This window comes from Priestia sp. Y58 (genome assembly GCF_029522095.1).
Lineage (GTDB): Bacteria > Bacillota > Bacilli > Bacillales > Bacillaceae_H > Priestia > Priestia megaterium_E.
The window spans coordinates 98633-116141 of sequence record NZ_JAKWFL010000012.1; the positions used below are offsets into that span (position 1 = coordinate 98633).

The following is a 17509-nucleotide window of genomic DNA, read 5'->3' on the forward strand; positions in this document are numbered from 1 at the left end:
ATTTCTTAGCTTATCAAAATGCGTATTTAATTTAGCTTTTTCTTTCCTTTAGCGTAAATAATGATTTTATATGAATCATCTTTTACTTTGTTCTTCATCTCTCCTGTTTGAAGGAATTCATCAATAACTCCTTCGAGTTCATTAGCAAACTGTTTATTCTCTTCAGAATTGCTTAATGAAGTATAGATCACTACTTGTGGCTTAGGATGAACGGAATAACCAACCATCTTCACATGATATTTTTCTTTCCCTAATAAATCTTCTCCAACGTCACTAATAATGTTTCCCCATCGCCCGTTTTGTTCTTGCTTTTTTAAGTTAATTTTATATACCTTTATAGGTGTTTTTCCTTCGTTATTTTTAACAAGAACATCGCTAATCACTTGTTTAATATCTTCAATATGCTTCTCAGTATCAAGTACTTCTAGAGCTACTCTGGCGTCCGAGTCAAATCCTGCTATACCAGCATCTAACACGTGGTAATTGTGGTTTTTTAATTCAACACCAATCTCTTGGTTTATTTTGTCGTATTTTTCTTGGCGAGGATCAGGTTTATACTTGTCTTGAGAAACATCATACCTTGTAACTTTAACTTTATACGTATCGTATTTGCGTGCTGTTAAGATATCCTTTGTAATCTTATATATATCTTCTTTAACGTCTTTGAAATATTTCTCTGAGCCACCCACATGCACCTCAATCTGTTTCCTGCCTCCATAATAGGTCTGTCCTAGAAGGTCAATTTTATAACCCTTTTCTCTTAACGTATTAATAATTTCAGTACCTACAGACTCTCTTTTAAAAATCTGACCCAAATAAGGTATTTTAGCAGCCACTTGAGCCATTGCTGGAGAAACAAATGCTGAACTAATGAATGCACCACTCAAAATAACAAGTGCAATACCACAGTACACAACATTTCTTAGAGGACGATTTTGTTTCTTAAAAAATATATCTTTTTCAGGTTTTACTGATTCTGATTGTTCTAATTGGTCGATGGCTTCTAAAAGTCGCTGCTTCTGTTTTTGTTTTCGGTTTGATTTCCAGACCAACTCCTCATTCAATTTTTCTAGTGAACTATCATCCTTAAAAGAATTAAACCGTTTCTTCATATATATACCCGTCCTTTACTAACTGCTTTCTTAAAGCAGGAATTGCCCTGAACTGTGTAGACCTTACTTTGCTTTCAGACCACCCTAAAATGGTAGCCGTATCCCTAACAGAAAAACCTTGAACTTTTCGCAGTAAAATAACCTTTCTGTGTCCGTCTTTCAGCTTTTCTAACGCTTGATACAGCTCTAGAGATGTTTCTTTAAGCTCAATCATCTCTTGAGGTAAACGATCAGGGTTTGTTTTCGACAGAATAAAATCTTTTAGAAGACTTAATGGTTTCTGTTTTCTAAAATAATCAATGGTGACATTATGCGCAATGCGGAACAACCACGTCTTTTCACTGGAGTTTTGCTGAAAGGAATCGTAAGAAAGGTAAGCTTTCACGAAGGTTTCATGCGTTAAATCTTCAGCTTGCTGATAATCTTTTACCAGCATTAAAATAAACTTTAATATGGCGTCGCTATGGTCGTCATACCAACGCTCAATTTCTTCTTCTTTTTTCTTTTCCAATATCCTGACCATCCTTTTATCCAATATTCTTTACTTAGACGAGAGTTTTTTAAAAAAAGTTGTGTTTTTTATACAAAAAATAAAAAAACTCTCAAATAAGAGAGTTTTTGATTGAATATGCTATAAATTTTTATTAATTAACTTTAATGGAATGTAAGGATAAATGCCTTCTAGAGAGTGTGTTTATCGTAATAGAACTATGTAACTTTAGTTACGATGACAAGTATCGTCGGTAAAAGAATAAGCAAAGTCTATTAGACTAGTTTGTTTAATACGATAAGGTTTTAAGGTCTATACCCGTACAAGAAATCAAACATAAAGAAACATATAAAACCTATAAGCAATAGAGGAACCACACTGATTCCTAAATATACACGATGTAGAGGCTTTTTTAGTTTTTTGAACCAGTTATAATATAGTATTAAAAAAAGAATGCAGACAGGTATAAAGAACACAGCAGAAAATATATCTGTTAACTTTGAGTTTGCATCCCAATATTCTTCCGGAACAGGAGTATGCACATACCATTTATCGGCTAAACGAGTTTGAAGATAACTAAAAAGTAATATTCCTAACGAATAATAGACACCAACCAACCACTTTAACCATTTTGGTAAATAAGACTGACTTGCAACAATACACATAAGTACTACTATAAGAAACACTGGAACACTGTAACTCATTTGAAACCTCCAACATAATCTAAGTTTCTAACAACAAAATATGAGTAATTTTACCATATCAGTTTATATATGTATATACCGGTTTTGAGGTAGAAGAGATACAATCTTAATTAGCATGATTGATTCTGCAGGAAGCAAATAGCAAGCTTAATAAACCGAAGTTTATATTCCTACTTCCCATACCACAACATCCTAAAAATCAGTACTTATCAACCACTGCTCCTAAACTAGCTGCTTTAACATAGGGCTTATTTTGCAAGGAAAGGAGTTCTTCTTTTGTTCCTGTAACTACTACGCCTATAATTAATCCATTTTCTTGTCTGTCTTTTAGACTTTTGACTTCCCCTGGATCTGTTTTTTGGAGCTCATTTAAAAAGTCTGCTTCTGTTTCGACTTTATTACTCGTTAGTTTTACTCCTAGTTGTGGTGATGGTTTAGAAATACCTAATAACCATCGTCCACTTTCTGGCTCACCTCTGTACCCAGTAGACTTTGCATATTTATAGTTATAGTTATCTACCCAATACCATGTTTGGTGAGCAGATGTAGGCAGCATCTTTTGTACTTCTTTCAGTGTGTAATTTTTATCAAAAGATATGGCCATCTCCATATATTTATCATTTGGATAGTCTTTAATCATGTCAAAGTCATTAGCATACACCTTATACTTATACTTAGGTACGTAGAATAGCATCTCACGTTGTCCATTAGGAATATGATACATTGTAGTGTCATTAACAATCGTACTGTGCGTTGAGAAGGATGCATTAAAGTTTCCATTTAAATCGTACGTTATTTCTTCTGTACCCCAAGGTATAACTTTATCTTCAATCACTTTAAATACTTCACTCTTAATCGTTCCCTTTAAAATTTCTGTTGAGATGGTATCCGTGTTAGTAAATGTGTTCGGAGACATCCTTACATGATTTTCTTTAATGAACCGTTCAGTTAGTTTATTTCCTTGTGTATTTATAAAATAATCGTTTCCTTTTATTAATACAGTAATAACAAAACAGACTACGAGTGCTGAGATAAAAACTGTTCGTAAAAATGCTATGTATTTTGCTTTTTTTAGTGTTCTATGCAAAGACTTTTCATCAAAAATGGAGTCTAACTCATCATTCGTTTTTTTCATGACATTCTCTCCTATACATTTCTTTAAACGTCTTCCTAGCACGAGCTAAATACGTTTTAACAGCTTCAGGTTTCATATCCACATATTCCGCAATTTGTTTATAAGACCAGCCCAACTCGTACTTTAAAAGAAGTAGCTGCTTAAAGGTGGGAGACACTTTTTGAAGGATGCTTCTTACTAGAAGCTGATTTTCTTTTGCAATCATTATTTCCTCAATTAATTGCTCATTGGTAATAAGGTACTCCTCTACTATTGCGTAATGAGATTTTTTGTTTTTTCGACAATAATCGTAATATAAGTTTATCGCTACTTTGAAAAGCCACGATTTATATTTACCGGTATCAATCGAATCAAGATGAATAAGTAACTTACAAACTGCTTCTTGAACAATATCTTTAGCTGTTTCTTGGTTTGCACCTTGTTTGATTAAGTACAAATAAAGTTGATTCATGACAATTTTTAGCTGATCGTTTGATAACCGATTTTTCAAGTGTTTTTCCTCCTTCTTGTCTTATAACGTATGAGCAGTGAAAAAGTATACAATCATTTCACATTTTTCTACAAAAAAGGAAAACAATTAATCTCTTATTACATATTCGAAGAAAGAATGATTTAATTCTATATTTCACGCGACATATTTTTGAGAATACCTTGTATTAAAAGGTATTCTTTTTTATAATTTCATAAGAGGTGGATAAATTGGAAATTAGTAGAGAAATTTTGAAAGGGCATATTGATACGCTAATCTTATCGCTACTCCATCAACGGGATATGTATGGCTATGAATTAGCTAAGATTGTTCGTGAGAAGAGTGAAGAACAATTTGAATTAAAGGAAGGTACTCTTTATTTGTCTTTAAAGAGATTGGAAAAAAACAATTGGATTTCTTCGTACTGGGGAGATGAACAAGGCCCTGGTGGAAGAAGAAAATATTATAAAGTCACATCATTAGGTACGCAAAACTTTGAAGCCAAGCGTTTAGAATGGCAATTTGTAAAGAAAATGATGGATTCTTTTTTATGGGGAGGCACTAAGTGAAGAGAATAGAAAAATTTGTGGATTCTATGTACCTGAATGTAGAAGGAGATCAACAAGAAATTAATGAGCTGAAAGCAGAAATGACCAATCATCTGTTGGAAGCAGTCCATGAATTAAAAGCAGAAGGCAAAACAGAACAACAGGCCATTGCAATAGCTATTAAACGGTTTGGTGAAGAAAAAGAAATACGAAATGTGATTGGACAATTGTTTGAAATACAGAAGATATTTGCAAAGCGCATCCTATACGTAGCAGTAGTATGCTTAATCGTCACAATGTCCAGCTTTTATTTTCTATGGAAAGTGGAAGAATCAACGGCTCAAGGAATATCCGACACAGGTTCATTAATATCCTATGAATTGAAAGATAAAGGTGTGATAACCAGAGACATAAAAAGAAAAATAGAAGCGTTAGTAGAAGATACAAACTATGTTTCCGGGGTTACTATTTATAAATCAAAAAATATAATCAGCCGTTCTGGCGAAAATTATATTGACTATCACTGGAAGGGAGTGCAGCCAGATTTTCAATATCAAAGAACCCTTTGGGCTCCAAAATGGTTAGGAGCAGACTTTGACACATTTGGAAATGGGGATGACCAATGGTTCATTTCAATAGACAATAGAAGCTTTAGTCGATTAGAAGCCGTTGTCCTATTTGTGGGAATGACTATTTACTGGACTCTGTTTACTATCTGGGCAATTATCAATGCTTATCATCAAAAAAGGTTACGAATTGGATGGGTTTTTATATTTGTATTCTTTAATATTCTAGGCTATTTAATTTATTATCTTACAGGAAGACAAGGTCTTATCCCTAGCAAACATGATGAATTTTATGAGGATTACATTTAGGAGGCACACTTTACCCGGTTTGCTTTTCATGTAGAGTAATAGCTTTTGAAAAACACGAGAAAGGACTAATGATGAGCTCATTTGTTCTAATTCTAGTCCTTCTCATGCTAGGTATGCTATTAATTGCGACGAGTTTGAATTAAAATTAAGAGAAGCAAGCATGGTATGCTTACTTCTCTTGTTTTTTTCTAGTTAATGTAAAAAGATTATCAGTCATAAATAAAAAACCTTCACAAAATAAACGACCTTAGAAATCTTAACCTATAAAGAGAAAAACAGCGTTCTCAAAATAGAAATTGAAACCCATAATACAGCTGAAATTATGGGTAAGAGAGTAATAAGGAGACCCCATTTTACAGTTTTTTTGATAAATAACAGGACTGATCCTAAAATCCATACAGGAATTACTAGTAACATTTGAGGCTCGGTAAATCTGTTTCCAGAAAAGTTTTCGCCTATTCCTCCTTCAGCAAGGAACCAAGCGAATGGGATAATAATAATGCCTGTTATTAAAAGATGTATAACTCGATACATATTAAAGAACATACTAACCACCTAACTAAATTTACCTTTTTTACCATTTTATCAATAACATAAATTTTAATCACTATACCCCTTACATCTTTAGTCAACATAATGTGCGCTCTAGGAAGTTTGAATTAGTTTTACACTTTAGTAATTTAGATTAAAAGATAAATGTTACCATTAATAATACAAGAATATTCTAGGAGGTATTTTAAATTAATGGATAAAGAGAATAAAAACAGCATAAATGATGTTGAAGATCATTTAAATAAGGTTTCAGGAAATCCGACGAAAATCAATACATCAGGAGTTCCTAAAGGAATACGTATAATAGGATACTTTTTTATAACATTTTTTGTGTTATTGATTTTAACTGCTTTTTTTACTGCAGTTCTTAAATAAAACGTTAGTTTAAATATATATGTCTAAGTAAAAAAGATAGTGACGTGTTTATAAAAGTTTAAAAATTAATAACATTAATACTTTGAAGGGATTAAAATTGTGAAAAGATTATTATTTATTCTTAGCATTGTAATAATAGTCCTTATTATAAATGGACGCAGCAATAACTCTGTAAAGGCAATAAAAGCAGATTACGTTGATATTGGTTTAGGGCAAAGTTTATATGAGGGATATAATAAAGTTGAGCAAGAAAGCGTTCAGTCACTTGTTAATTCATATAATCAAATCGAATATATAGGACAAACCAACCAACAACTGAATCTTGATAAGACAATATCAATAACATTTGTCTATCATGATAAAATTTCGGGAACTTTAATGATAGATGATAAAGGGATTTTTCATACAGATGATAGCGCAAAAAACTATCAAATTGCTTCAAACAACGATACATATGAACAAGCTTTAAAGATATACAAAGATTTGAAACAAAAGTATTAAAATTATGGAATATAAAAGCAGAAATTATGGATTTTTTTAAAAAGCTACATGTATCACAAACAGGGTTACGGATTATGCGAAATAAAAAGTGGCAACTTCTCATACCAAGTTGCCACTTTTCATAACTTTAAATACTTTTTAACTTGTCTTGTTTAGGTACTTGATTCTTGTATTTTTTCTCGTAATTAGTAAACATCGAGATATTTGTTAGTACTCCCATTGCTAGCATTAATAATGTGAGGGAAGAACCGCCAAAGCTTACAAAAGGTAGTGTTACACCTGTGATAGGAAGAATACCTGTTACTGCTCCAAGGTTAACAAATGCTTGAATACCAATCATAACCGAAATACCTATAGCTAATAATGCTCCAAATGAATCGTTACACTTTCTTGCTATTTTTAGGCCTTGTACAATAATGAAAAATAGTAAGCCTAAGACGAGAAGTACCCCCCAAAAACCTAATTCCTCAGCAATTACAGCCATAATAAAATCCGTATGTGATTCAGGAAGGTAACCAGCCTTTTGAATGCCTTGCCCTAGCCCTTGACCTGTTATTCCTCCAGTTCCTATAGCTAAATAGGAGTTAACAAGTTGATACCCATCGCCCTGTTGATCTCTAAAAGGATGTAAAAATCCTGTAAAACGGGCTAAACGAACAGGGGAGAATACCGTATCGATATGCCCTGTCACTAATAAAACAAATAGCATAACAATAACGCCTATTACTCCTAACAAGGCAATCTTTATCATTGATTTTCTTGAGATACCTGAACATAAGACAATCGCTGCGACAATACCCAAGATGAGGAGAATACCACCATAGTCAGGCTGCATCGCAATCAAGAAACAAATAAAAAGTACAATGACAATAGGTGGAATAATAGAACGCTTTAAATCATTGATATACTCTTGCTTGTTCGTAAAGACAGCTGCTAAATATACGATAATTGTGAGTTTGGTTAACTCTAATGGTTGTATCCTAATTGGACCAAGCACGAGCCAACTTGTTGCATTTCCGGCTGTATGTCCAAAAACAAGTACCAAAGCCAAAAGTGCAATGACAACTACTAACAAGATTTTTAATATTTTTTTTTCTTGATATATTTTATAAGGAATAAAAGCTGTCACACAAAAAAAGAAAAATCCTGCTATAAGAGCAAGTTTTTGCTTTTGATAAAAGTAATCTCCTGCCACTCCATATCGGCTAATAGCCGTTACCATACTTGCACTGTAGACCATCACTAAACCAATAAGGCATAGAACAACTAAGGCTGCAATGAACTTGTAATCGTAACACCTTATAATTTTCTTAAACATAAAACTTCCTCATTTCTTGCAAATATAGAGAATTATAGTCCCTTCAAAAAAAGATACTCAATAAATTATACAAACCAAAGCCCGAACTGGCTGCTATTGCCGTGATCCCTGTTGCTTTATTTCTTGTAGTTAAATAATAGTTTACGGCATGTAGTATAAAAGCAATGGAGACAACAAGTATGGCTGCTTCGTACCACACAGAACTATCTAGATACCACCCTAAGCTCATAAAAATAAGAAGAAGAGCTAAAGAGATACCTCGTATTTTACTTTCTGTAATAACATCTACGTACTTCATATAACACTCCTATTACTCTATGGAATTACATTTTTTACTTTGGTGTTAGTGACTAGTTAAACTTCCTTTAGAAATGGACTACTTATTAAGGTATATCTAGAAGTAAGACTCTTATAAGAGATCTCTGTGAAAGTATTTCCTTTTTTTATTAAAAGTGTGTGATGTTTATCGTCTTTTTCTGTTAAGGTGTACCCTTTCTTTTTCATCATTTCGATGTACGTATCTAAATGTCCTTTAGGTACTACATACATAATGTTATTATCAACATCTGTCGTTTCAGCTATATCCTTATCTTTAAATTCTAATTGGTACATCGCTTTAGCATTTGCTATAGGTCGGGTGTCACCAAAGATATGCTCCCAGTTAATAAAGATAACGGAGAGTAGGATAATGGTTGATACAAGGATAGCTAAAAATAACACCAAAATCTTTTTTATTTTATCCATTATTTCGTTCCTTTCAGAGCTGCTTCCTTTTGCATTTTTTCTTCTTACTAACATCCTTTTTAATACTTTGCCTTTACATCTGTTCCTAAATTATATTTCTAAAATGCATAGCGAGAGTTACTTACTAATCTCATTTAGGAAATAAACACATACAATTATTACATAAATTAGTAAATATTTAAATTTATATTTTAAAAATATATTTTCTTTTAAACATCTTTTGTTTTACAGGCACATAAATAAGCAATGCATCATTTTGCATGCACTGCTTATTTTTTGTATATTGTTTCGTAAGCTACATATACAATGAACAAAGCTATGAAAGTAATTCCTATTTCTATAAATGATCCGCAGATTATACCTTCAACACATATTTGGCCATTATAAAAAGATACTCCCATAGTTAACACCCCTGTATATAATGGTGTTAAAGTATATGTTTATATCTGTCCTTCTAGTTACCATAAAACCATTTATCGGCACGCTTACCGGAAATACATTTATTTCTTTTTATGGTAAAATAAAAATGATGATGTATAGGAGGATTTAAATTGATAAAAAATTTACCTTTACTAATTTCCCTTTTAATATTAGGAATTAGTTCTTCAAGAATAAGTATGAACGGACACTTACCTGCTTTTTTTGAATGGACATTGCCAATTATGAGCATTGTTTTAAACGCTACTGCAGTTATAGGGCTATCCTTACACCTATTTGTATATAAACCTATGAAGCAAGCAGAAGATAACTTAAATGAAGTTATTAAATAAAAGAACTTTGTGAACCATGAAACGGAGGAATAAAGAAAGTTGAACGATATGTTACATATACAAAAACTATTTAAAGACATGATGATGTGGGAATGTGTATTATTTATACCTTCACTTTCACTCATGTCATACTTACCTTTAAATAATTTACTAGATATGTTTATTAACGTTATTATCTTTATTTTAAGTGTAATAGGGATATTTGCTATCCGTACGTACATAAAAGATCAAAGAATGAATTGTACTGACAAGTAAAAAGAGTACCTTTGAACGGGTGCTCTTTTTTTAATTTAGTGACCATAATCAACATTATCGGTAGAAATAAAGCTCCAAGGAGTATATAACACTTCTTGGAGCTTTATTGTTCCGTTATGTATTCTTTAACTGATAACCTGGTCATCTTGATCATAAATAACAATCTTGTAAGAATCACCTTTAGATTGTTTCTTTATATCTTTAGTTTGGATGAAGGTATTTACTTCTTTTTTAATTTTTTCACTATACTCTTGAGCACCTTCATCAGACTTGTTTATAGGAGTAACAATAGCGACTGTAACAGGCTGTTTCAATGTAACGTCAGTTTTTTTATATGTTACATTCTTATACTCTTTATTCTCTTTCAAATCTGCAAGAACCTTATTCTCAATATCCAGCCAACGATTCTCTTTTTCTAATTGTTTAACATTTCTCTCGCGAACGTCCACTTTATAAGCACTCAAACCATTTTCTTTTAATTGACGTTTAATATCTGCTTTTACTTTGTTTGCATCTTCAGTGTCCTCTACCTCAACTTTTACATCTTTTGATTTCAAGTCTTGTCCAATACTTAAAACGACGTATTTATCAGATATATCACTAAGGATAGTATCTAAATCCTTATCTTTAATAGTTGAAGTTGTATCAGCATTTTGACAAGCTGCAAGTAGTAATGCAAAGCAACTAAAAAATACGATGTTTCTTATTAATTTCATTCTTTCCTCTCCTTATAGATTTGATTGTTCTCTCTGAAACGAACCATACAATTATTTCATAAAATAGAAAAAAATAAAAATAAAATCTTCATTTTAAGTTGAATACGATATACAAAGTTAGTTAACATAATCCAGATTCTAGGAACAGATATATCTGGTTATATGACAAATTATCAAGAATAAGAGGGTATTAGAAAAATGTGGAGAATTAAATTACATTATTAATTATGTTAAAGAAGGTGTAATTTAATGAAAGTTGGTTTTATTCTTTTTGATCAATTAACAGCTTTAGACTTTATTGGGTTTTACGATGGCATTACACGGTTAAAAACACTAGGATTCAAAAAAGATTTAACGTGGGATCTTTGTGCATTAAATAATGAAATAAGCGATGACCGTGGAATTACATTTAAAATAAATAAAGTTTCACCAGACCTATCAGAGTATGATTTAATCTTTGTGCCAGGTGGAATGGGTACCCGATCTTTGCAATATGATACTGAATTCATTAACTGGCTAAAAACAGCAAAAGATGTTCCTTATAAAGTTTCTGTGTGTACTGGATCACTTCTACTAGGAGCAGCAGGCTTCCTAACAAATATAAAAGCTACTACTCACCCAAATGGATTTGATTTATTAAAACAATATACAGACAAAGTAAGAGAAGAACGAATTGTTAGAGATTCCAATGTTATTACTGGTGGTGGAGTAGCTACTTCAGTAGATCTAGGACTCTATATATGTGAATTAATTGATGGCGCAGAAACTGCAACGAAAATTCAGAAACAAATGGACTACCCTTATTATAAAACTGGTATTATGAATTAAAATCAACACCAGAAGCCTTCAAGATGAAAGCTTTTGGTGTTGATTAACGTCCGCCTTTCGCTATGTATAGCATATTCATTTTTAGTTTACATAAACACTCTTTCCGGAACACACCACAAAAAAGAACCCTTCTGGGAGTAAGGGTTCGAAAGAGGTCTCATTTATGAGTTATGCAGCTTTTTATACATCCTTGATATAACGCGTTTTTCTCTCCGGGTGATTGAAGATAAGATGAATAAAAAGTGCCCGTTTTATAAATATGGAAAACAAGAAAAATATAGTACTTATGGTAAAAATATGATATTATTTACTTGCGGTGCTATGCATTCTTCAACGAGTATGAATAACAAAAAGCAACCTCTTTCCAATGCCATGGGATATGAGGTTGCTTTTATTTTGCTTACCTTTTGGCTAAACAAACTATAACCTAGTACTATGCTTTAGATATGTACATGTATATATCTTACTTTTATCAACTATTAAAAATGTTTAAAATCAACCACACATGTAAGAAAAGCCCTTAATTAAGAGTTTTTCTTACATGTGTCGTCATCAAGAGTAAAACTTGTACTAATTATTTCTATTAAAATACGAGTGGTTACTGCAGGTTTATTTCTTATTAAAAAGCCTATTCATAAGTAGCAGAACATGTTAAAAGGTATTTGATGCAAAAATGCCTAAAGCAAAAAAATAAAATAATAATCGGTAATCTAACGTGATTCCTGTGAACAGAAAATAAAATTCTAACGCAGGGATTAATCCTGCTAAGGAGTACATTGCTAATTTAGAAATATATTCTCCCTGTCTGCACGTTATTTGCCATCATATCAATTAGATAAGAGCAAATAATACCAACAACTATATAAACAGGAAAAGTATAAATGAATGTAAATACGAATGTATCTGTAAAACTAAAGTAATAAATATTAGGTTCTTTTTTACTTTCAGGTGTTAAGCTAATTATCCCGTAGACAGTACTAAAAATAATAGCAGATAAAAAGGCTGTAACAACTAATTTTATAAAGCTTCTGAAAATGCTTCTCCTTTGATTTTACATTCAATTCAACTTTTTTTACTCTCCTGTTTTTTATGTTTACTCTTCCATAGATCAAAAATTAACATAGCCCCTCCAAGTAACATAAATAAAATACTCAACACATAAGGAATCCATCCTATAATTTCATTAAGTACTACTGCTAGCTTCCCAGGTGGGTCACTCCACTCTTCCAGATGTGGGATATATAAGGCGATAGCTAAATGCATAAGTCCAAATAATATAATTCCTGAAATAAATAAGACTATGCCAAATAATTGTAAACTCTTTTTCATATAATCTCCTTAAAAACTATCTTCTTTAACTAATTGATCATAATCCATATGTTAACTTAAATTAAATCATGTTATCCTCGACTATCCTCTTTTGTAAATCCATGTTTCTAAAAAGGCTTATATGATCTCTCTAATGGAAAAGTTTCCTTGTGACTTCCTTTGGAATCCTTCCATTCTATTTGGACTTTATAAGTCTCATTCTTTTTTGGGCGGTCACCTAAAGACATAAAATCAAAGGATTTTTGAGAAATTTTTTCCTTACCAGGAGAATAGTCCACTTTTTGCCCATTCTCTATAATAATAAGCTTATGTAATGTAACATCACCTTCAGATAAGCGCTTTAGGGTTCCTTCCCAATATGTATCATAAAGTGTGTATTCAGCTTTCCATACTTTACTTTGTGATTGACCAGTAAGATGTGGTTGACTACTAAAAAAATAATAAAGATACATTCCAGCAAAGATAATTAAAACGGTGGTAACACCCCAACGGTATGGGTGTAGTTTGCGTATCAAGTAGATCATACATACAACCCTCCTTTAACAGATAGATTTTATTGCAAAGAGATAGCAATATTATCAAATCAAATTCCACAAAATAAGTGGTCCGCAAATAATAATATAGCACTACAAAAAAAGAAAATATATGAAAAATAGTAGATATATATAAATATTTTAGTTTATCTTAGTTAAACAGCTTCAGTTAATTAACATGCTATAAATTGGATTTTATTTAATAATTTCATATGAAAAACTCGATAGAATCAGGACAGTAAAAGTAGTATTGGAAAACACGTGAAGAAAGGTTACATGAAAATATATAATGCAGTTGCTAAAACGCCTTTTTAAAAAGATTTAGTAGTGATAGTCACACTACTCTAATCACAAAAAAGGCTTCTCTCAAGCGCTGCGCTGATAAGTAACTTTTTGTAATTACACATATATATGTGCACTTTTTGACGATAAATATCGTCTTTTTCTACTTCTACTAGATTTAATTTAGAATTAAAGATATCTTGATACAAAAACTTAGGGGTTTTAAAAACATAGATAAAATTTATTTGATAATTATATAGAAAATTCCTACCTATCCGATTATAGTTAATTAGCAATGACTTTTTTCTTAGGTAATTAATATTATGTTACATCGGACGAAAGAAGGGATTTAGTTTGAAACGAGTTTATATGAAAAGGAAAAGTAAAAGGTTGATGGCTATACTTGCAGCTGCATTTGTAGCTTTTGTTCTTTTTCCAACAAGGTTTGCAAGCGCAGAATCAATTATTACTTTAGCACCTAACGAAACAATAGAAATTTTGGGAGATGGAATTGTTACGGTTAGTGATGTACATGACTTTGTACGTTATAAGGGTAATACCCCAGAAGAATATTATGCTAACTATTATGCAACAAGACATAAGGTTATGGATAACGACGAACGAATGGTTATTCAAAATACAAGTGGAGTAACTGAAACCGTAAGTATTTACTCTCAACCCTATAAAAAAGTGGACCATCCTGCATTAAAGAAAGAAAGTATGAAAAATGGGGAAAGTTTAGAGTATACTGGCGGTTCAGATTTTGCGATACCTGACAGCTATGAAAGTGCATACTATCGAAAAGATGGAACGGCCTACGCTTATAATCCATCTCAATATCACGACCACGTTTCAACATTTGAATCTACTGAAATTAGTAGAGCTGTTATTACTATGAAAGATGACCAGATAATATATGGACCCTATGATACTTTTAAAATGCCAAAGAGAAGTAAAACGCCTGCTATTAAAAGAGTTGATGTAAAAAAAGGTGATAGTTGGGAGTACACAGGGGATTCAGATTTTGAAATACCAGGTCATTACGAGAGTGCTTATTATAAAGAAGATGGGACAGCCTATACTTATTATGATTCCCGTTTTAATGATCGTTTCACCAAGTTTTTACCTGGATTTTCAGATGAAGTAAAACGAGCTGTTCTTACTATGTCAGAGGATCAAGTAATATATGGAGCATATGAAACATTTAAAGTTCCCAAACCAAGTAAGTTTCCAGCTTTAAGGAAGGTAAGTGTAAAAAAAGGTGATTCATGGAGCTATTCAGGAGGATCTGAATTTATAATACCAAGTCATTATCAAAGTGTGTATTACAAGGAAGATGGAACTGCTTCGTCTTATAATAAATCAGATTATAGCCATCGAATTAATGAACTTTCAACTGATGGAGCAACACGAGCTGTTTTTACAATGATGGAGGACCAAGACGTATATGGACCCTATGAAACATTTAAAGTTCCTGAACAAAGTAAATCTCCAGCTTTGAAAGAAATCAACCTTAAAAAAGGGCAAACTATAGAATTTAAGGGAGACACAGATTTTACAGTTCCATACGAGTTTCAGAAGGCATCTTATAAGTCTGATGGAACGGCTAATTTCTATACAGAAGGGGGCTACAGTGAACGCTTTAATAAATTCTCTTCAAATGAAGTAAAACGAACGGTTATTACAGTCAAGAGAGACCAAACCATATATGGTCCTTACGAAACATTTAACATTCCAGAAGTCATTGAAACACCAGCTCTTAAAGAAATTGCCGTCAAAAAAGGTGAGAATCTAGAGTATGATACTAAATCAGATTTTATTATTCCTGAAGGCTTTACTATTGCTTCCTATAAGGAAGATGGAACGGCTGATTTTTATAGTAATTGGAATTATGGAGAAGAAGTTAGGAAACTACCTTCTAAAGAAGCAAAAAAATCAGTTGTTACTATACTTTCTGATCAAGTAATATACGGACCTTATGATACATTCAATGAACCTAAACGTGTACAAAATCCAGCTATTGCAACGATTGTAATGGAACCTGGAGATTTTTTATACTTTGAAGATCCAAAATCTGCGTTTACTGTTCCCAATCAGCACGAATATACATGGTATTTTTCAAATGGTAATGAAGAAAAAGGTATAAGTAATTCAAAAGCAAACTACGTTGTGGATGGTGGTAAAAAGCTCTACATAAAAAATACTACTACCGAGAGACAGGAAATATACGGACCATATGAATTGCTTCATGTAGCGTTACTAAATGTGAACGGAATTACTGACGAGGATACCGTTATCACTGGAACTACAGTAAATGGTGCAAGTATATCTATAAAAGTTGGGACAAATGTTATTGCAAAAGGTACTGCTGGAAGTGATGGGAATTTTAAAATTAATATACCTAAACAAAAAGCTAACACTATTCTAACAGCAGAAGTAAAACCTTCAAATGGGAATAATAGTTTATCTAAACAAATAACTGTTAAGTTAACACCAAAAGTACCTAATCAACCAAAGGTAAATGAAGTAAGCGATAATAGCACAGTGATAAGTGGAACCGCAGAACAAAATACAGTAATCGACGTTAAAACAAGCACCACAAAAATCGCCAGTGGAAAAACAGATTCAAAAGGAATTTTTAATGTATCAGTTCCAAAGCAAAAAGCCGGAACGCAACTATTGATAACAGCTAGGAATAGCGTAGGGGAAAGTCCAATAGCAACTACAGTTGTCAAGGATAAAACGGCACCTACCCCACCAAAGGTAAATGCAATAACAGATCAAGATACAATTCTCACAGGGATGGCTGAGGCTGGGGCTACTGTGTCGGCAAATGTAGGGACAAAAGGAATTGGAAGTTCAGTTGCAGATAAAACTGGGAAATTTTCTATAGAGATCTCCAAGCAGAAAGCAGCTACGAAAATAGGTGTGACCGCAAAAGATGCAGCAGGTAACAGTAGTCAGGCAGTGTATACAACAGTTACAGTAAAGCCTAAAGCACCAATTGCACCAAAAGTAAATGCTGTTGCAGATAACAATACATTAGTAACTGGTACAGCTGAGACAAACACTTTTGTATATATTAAAGTAGGTACAACAATTATAGGTAATGGAAAAACAGATGTAAAAGGAATATTTTCCGTAGTTATTCCGAAGCAAAAAGCTGGAACAAAAATATTAGTAACAGTTAAAAACACTGGAGGTTACAGTCCATATACAACATCAGTCGTACTAGATAAGACACCTCCAACCCCTCCAAAAGTAAACGATATTACGGATCAGCAGACAGTAGTAACTGGTACAGCTGAACTTAATAGTACCGTTTTTATAAAAGTAGGAACAAGAGTATTAGCAAACGGAAAAGTAGATAAAAACGGAAAGTTTAGTATTAAAATAATAAAACAAAAAGCTGGAACAAAAGTATTAATAACAGCAAAAGACGCAGCAGGCAATGTGGGGACAGCAACTCTTAAGACTGTTCAAGACAAGACACCACCTGCCGCACCAAGTGTAAATAAAGTAACGAGTCAAACAACAATAGTAACTGGAACATCCGAAGTAAATGCAAAAGTAACAATAAAGGTTGGAAAAGCTATTATTGGAAATGGATCAGCAGATAAAATAGGGAAATTTAAAGTTACTATTCCTAAACAAAAGACTGGGACAAAACTTTCTGTTACGGCAAAAGATGTAGCTAACAATGAAAGTCCAGTAAGAAGTGTAACGGTAGTTAAATAAGTTTACAGAAATAGGCCAAGACATGTAGTACTGTCTTGGCTTTAAATTAAAGTGAATAATTTAAAGCACATGTTACTTCTTGAAAATTTCGTAAAAGTATACTTCTGTAGTTAAGTCGGGTAGGCAGGCACTCTCACGAGCGCCCGCCCCCCTAAGAACCGTACGTGACAGATTTCCCGTCATACGGCTCAAGCCTTCTTTTTATCAAAACAACTTCTTTATTTAATACATGGTA

20 protein-coding genes are annotated in these 17509 nt (G+C 32.5%); 9 read left to right on the forward strand and 11 right to left on the reverse strand.

Features of this window, described 5'->3' with window-relative positions; genetic code table 11:
• Window positions 1-26: 26 nt before the first annotated feature.
• From MMB68_RS25035 to MMB68_RS25055, 5 genes are all read right to left on the reverse strand, one after another.
• A complete protein-coding gene (locus MMB68_RS25035) occupies window positions 27-1112 on the reverse strand; it encodes a DUF4030 domain-containing protein (protein ID WP_226556660.1) in 1086 nt (361 codons plus the stop codon).
• On the reverse strand, window positions 1096-1623 hold the full coding sequence (locus MMB68_RS25040) for an RNA polymerase sigma factor (RefSeq protein WP_277549513.1): 528 nt from the start codon (window positions 1621-1623) through the stop codon (window positions 1096-1098). The genes MMB68_RS25035 and MMB68_RS25040 overlap by 17 nt, the downstream gene beginning before the upstream one ends.
• Window positions 1624-1907: 284 nt before the next feature.
• Window positions 1908-2306, reverse strand: a complete 399-nt coding sequence (locus MMB68_RS25045) for a hypothetical protein (protein WP_226556658.1) — start codon at window positions 2304-2306, stop codon at window positions 1908-1910.
• Between the two features lie 199 nt (window positions 2307-2505).
• Window positions 2506-3441 carry an anti sigma factor C-terminal domain-containing protein gene (locus tag MMB68_RS25050; protein WP_226556657.1) on the reverse strand — a complete coding sequence of 312 codons (936 nt, stop codon included), beginning with the start codon at window positions 3439-3441 and terminating at the stop codon, window positions 2506-2508.
• Complete coding sequence (locus tag MMB68_RS25055) at window positions 3425-3931, reverse strand: RNA polymerase sigma factor (RefSeq protein ID WP_277448031.1); 507 nt, start codon at window positions 3929-3931, stop codon at window positions 3425-3427. The genes MMB68_RS25050 and MMB68_RS25055 overlap by 17 nt, the downstream gene beginning before the upstream one ends.
• A 209-nt stretch (window positions 3932-4140) precedes the next feature.
• On the opposite strand from MMB68_RS25055, the gene MMB68_RS25060 reads away from it, so the two are divergent.
• The 4 genes from MMB68_RS25060 to MMB68_RS25075 all read left to right on the forward strand — a co-directional run bounded on the left by MMB68_RS25060 (window position 4141) and on the right by MMB68_RS25075 (window position 6761).
• Window positions 4141-4479, forward strand: coding sequence for a PadR family transcriptional regulator (locus MMB68_RS25060; protein WP_153253235.1), 339 nt, complete (start codon window positions 4141-4143; stop codon window positions 4477-4479).
• Window positions 4476-5333, forward strand: a complete 858-nt coding sequence (locus tag MMB68_RS25065; RefSeq protein ID WP_277448032.1) for a permease prefix domain 1-containing protein — start codon at window positions 4476-4478, stop codon at window positions 5331-5333. Before MMB68_RS25060 ends, MMB68_RS25065 begins: the two co-directional genes overlap by 4 nt.
• A 744-nt stretch (window positions 5334-6077) precedes the next feature.
• A complete protein-coding gene (locus MMB68_RS25070; protein ID WP_277549514.1) occupies window positions 6078-6260 on the forward strand; it encodes an amino acid transporter in 183 nt (60 codons plus the stop codon).
• A 99-nt stretch (window positions 6261-6359) separates the two neighbouring features.
• Entirely contained in the window at window positions 6360-6761 is a 402-nt protein-coding gene (locus MMB68_RS25075) for a hypothetical protein (protein ID WP_277549515.1), read from the forward strand.
• Window positions 6762-6888: 127 nt separating this feature from the next.
• On the opposite strand, the gene ftsW is transcribed toward MMB68_RS25075, so the two are convergent.
• The 3 genes from ftsW to MMB68_RS25090 are packed head-to-tail and all read right to left on the reverse strand — an operon-like array spanning window position 6889 to window position 8823.
• Window positions 6889-8079: a putative lipid II flippase FtsW gene (ftsW, locus tag MMB68_RS25080; RefSeq protein WP_277549516.1), complete on the reverse strand. Its 1191-nt coding sequence runs from the start codon at window positions 8077-8079 to the stop codon at window positions 6889-6891.
• 43 nt (window positions 8080-8122) lie between these two features.
• Window positions 8123-8377 carry a hypothetical protein gene (locus tag MMB68_RS25085; RefSeq protein WP_264409053.1) on the reverse strand — a complete coding sequence of 85 codons (255 nt, stop codon included), beginning with the start codon at window positions 8375-8377 and terminating at the stop codon, window positions 8123-8125.
• A 56-nt stretch (window positions 8378-8433) separates the two neighbouring features.
• The gene (locus MMB68_RS25090) at window positions 8434-8823 is read right to left on the reverse strand and encodes a hypothetical protein (RefSeq protein WP_277549517.1); all 390 of its coding nucleotides are present in this window, start codon (window positions 8821-8823) and stop codon (window positions 8434-8436) included.
• Window positions 8824-9374: 551 nt separating this feature from the next.
• Here MMB68_RS25090 and MMB68_RS25095 point away from each other — a divergent pair.
• Both MMB68_RS25095 and MMB68_RS27595 read left to right on the forward strand, forming a co-directional pair.
• Window positions 9375-9593 carry a hypothetical protein gene (locus MMB68_RS25095; protein ID WP_277549518.1) on the forward strand — a complete coding sequence of 73 codons (219 nt, stop codon included), beginning with the start codon at window positions 9375-9377 and terminating at the stop codon, window positions 9591-9593.
• A gap of 48 nt (window positions 9594-9641) precedes the next feature.
• The gene (locus tag MMB68_RS27595) at window positions 9642-9848 is read left to right on the forward strand and encodes a DUF6007 family protein (protein ID WP_481861949.1); all 207 of its coding nucleotides are present in this window, start codon (window positions 9642-9644) and stop codon (window positions 9846-9848) included.
• Window positions 9849-9973: 125 nt separating this feature from the next.
• Here MMB68_RS27595 and MMB68_RS25100 read toward each other — a convergent pair whose 3' ends face one another.
• Entirely contained in the window at window positions 9974-10564 is a 591-nt protein-coding gene (locus MMB68_RS25100) for a DUF4030 domain-containing protein (RefSeq protein ID WP_277549519.1), read from the reverse strand.
• 249 nt (window positions 10565-10813) lie between these two features.
• Between MMB68_RS25100 and MMB68_RS25105 the strand changes: the two genes are divergently transcribed.
• A complete protein-coding gene (locus tag MMB68_RS25105; RefSeq protein WP_209369522.1) occupies window positions 10814-11392 on the forward strand; it encodes a DJ-1/PfpI family protein in 579 nt (192 codons plus the stop codon).
• A gap of 231 nt (window positions 11393-11623) precedes the next feature.
• Entirely contained in the window at window positions 11624-11818 is a 195-nt protein-coding gene (locus MMB68_RS25110; protein ID WP_277549520.1) for a hypothetical protein, read from the forward strand.
• Between the two features lie 636 nt (window positions 11819-12454).
• Here MMB68_RS25110 and MMB68_RS25115 read toward each other — a convergent pair.
• Complete coding sequence (locus tag MMB68_RS25115; protein WP_277549521.1) at window positions 12455-12721, reverse strand: hypothetical protein; 267 nt, start codon at window positions 12719-12721, stop codon at window positions 12455-12457.
• A 107-nt stretch (window positions 12722-12828) separates the two neighbouring features.
• Window positions 12829-13245 (reverse strand): hypothetical protein, encoded by a 417-nt coding sequence (locus MMB68_RS25120; RefSeq protein WP_277549522.1) that lies wholly within the window; start codon window positions 13243-13245, stop codon window positions 12829-12831.
• Window positions 13246-13890: 645 nt separating this feature from the next.
• On the opposite strand from MMB68_RS25120, the gene MMB68_RS25125 reads away from it, so the two are divergent.
• The gene (locus tag MMB68_RS25125; RefSeq protein ID WP_277549524.1) at window positions 13891-17274 is read left to right on the forward strand and encodes an Ig-like domain-containing protein; all 3384 of its coding nucleotides are present in this window, start codon (window positions 13891-13893) and stop codon (window positions 17272-17274) included.
• Window positions 17275-17509 lie beyond the last annotated feature (235 nt).

What these genes read in the sequence shown, in the direction of transcription:
- MMB68_RS25035 (WP_226556660.1), bottom strand. Translation starts at nt 1,112, where the DNA reads ATGAAGAAACGGTTTAATTCTTTTAAGGATGATAGTTCACTAGAAAAA.
- MMB68_RS25045 (WP_226556658.1), bottom strand. Translation starts at nt 2,306, where the DNA reads ATGAGTTACAGTGTTCCAGTGTTTCTTATAGTAGTACTTATGTGTATT.
- MMB68_RS25050 (WP_226556657.1), bottom strand. Translation starts at nt 3,441, where the DNA reads ATGAAAAAAACGAATGATGAGTTAGACTCCATTTTTGATGAAAAGTCT.
- MMB68_RS25070 (WP_277549514.1), top strand. Translation starts at nt 6,078, where the DNA reads ATGGATAAAGAGAATAAAAACAGCATAAATGATGTTGAAGATCATTTA.
- ftsW (WP_277549516.1), bottom strand. Translation starts at nt 8,079, where the DNA reads ATGTTTAAGAAAATTATAAGGTGTTACGATTACAAGTTCATTGCAGCC.
- MMB68_RS25085 (WP_264409053.1), bottom strand. Translation starts at nt 8,377, where the DNA reads ATGAAGTACGTAGATGTTATTACAGAAAGTAAAATACGAGGTATCTCT.
- MMB68_RS25090 (WP_277549517.1), bottom strand. Translation starts at nt 8,823, where the DNA reads ATGGATAAAATAAAAAAGATTTTGGTGTTATTTTTAGCTATCCTTGTA.
- MMB68_RS27595 (WP_481861949.1), top strand. Translation starts at nt 9,642, where the DNA reads ATGTTACATATACAAAAACTATTTAAAGACATGATGATGTGGGAATGT.
- MMB68_RS25100 (WP_277549519.1), bottom strand. Translation starts at nt 10,564, where the DNA reads ATGAAATTAATAAGAAACATCGTATTTTTTAGTTGCTTTGCATTACTA.
- MMB68_RS25105 (WP_209369522.1), top strand. Translation starts at nt 10,814, where the DNA reads ATGAAAGTTGGTTTTATTCTTTTTGATCAATTAACAGCTTTAGACTTT.
- MMB68_RS25110 (WP_277549520.1), top strand. Translation starts at nt 11,624, where the DNA reads ATGAATAAAAAGTGCCCGTTTTATAAATATGGAAAACAAGAAAAATAT.
- MMB68_RS25115 (WP_277549521.1), bottom strand. Translation starts at nt 12,721, where the DNA reads ATGAAAAAGAGTTTACAATTATTTGGCATAGTCTTATTTATTTCAGGA.
- MMB68_RS25120 (WP_277549522.1), bottom strand. Translation starts at nt 13,245, where the DNA reads ATGATCTACTTGATACGCAAACTACACCCATACCGTTGGGGTGTTACC.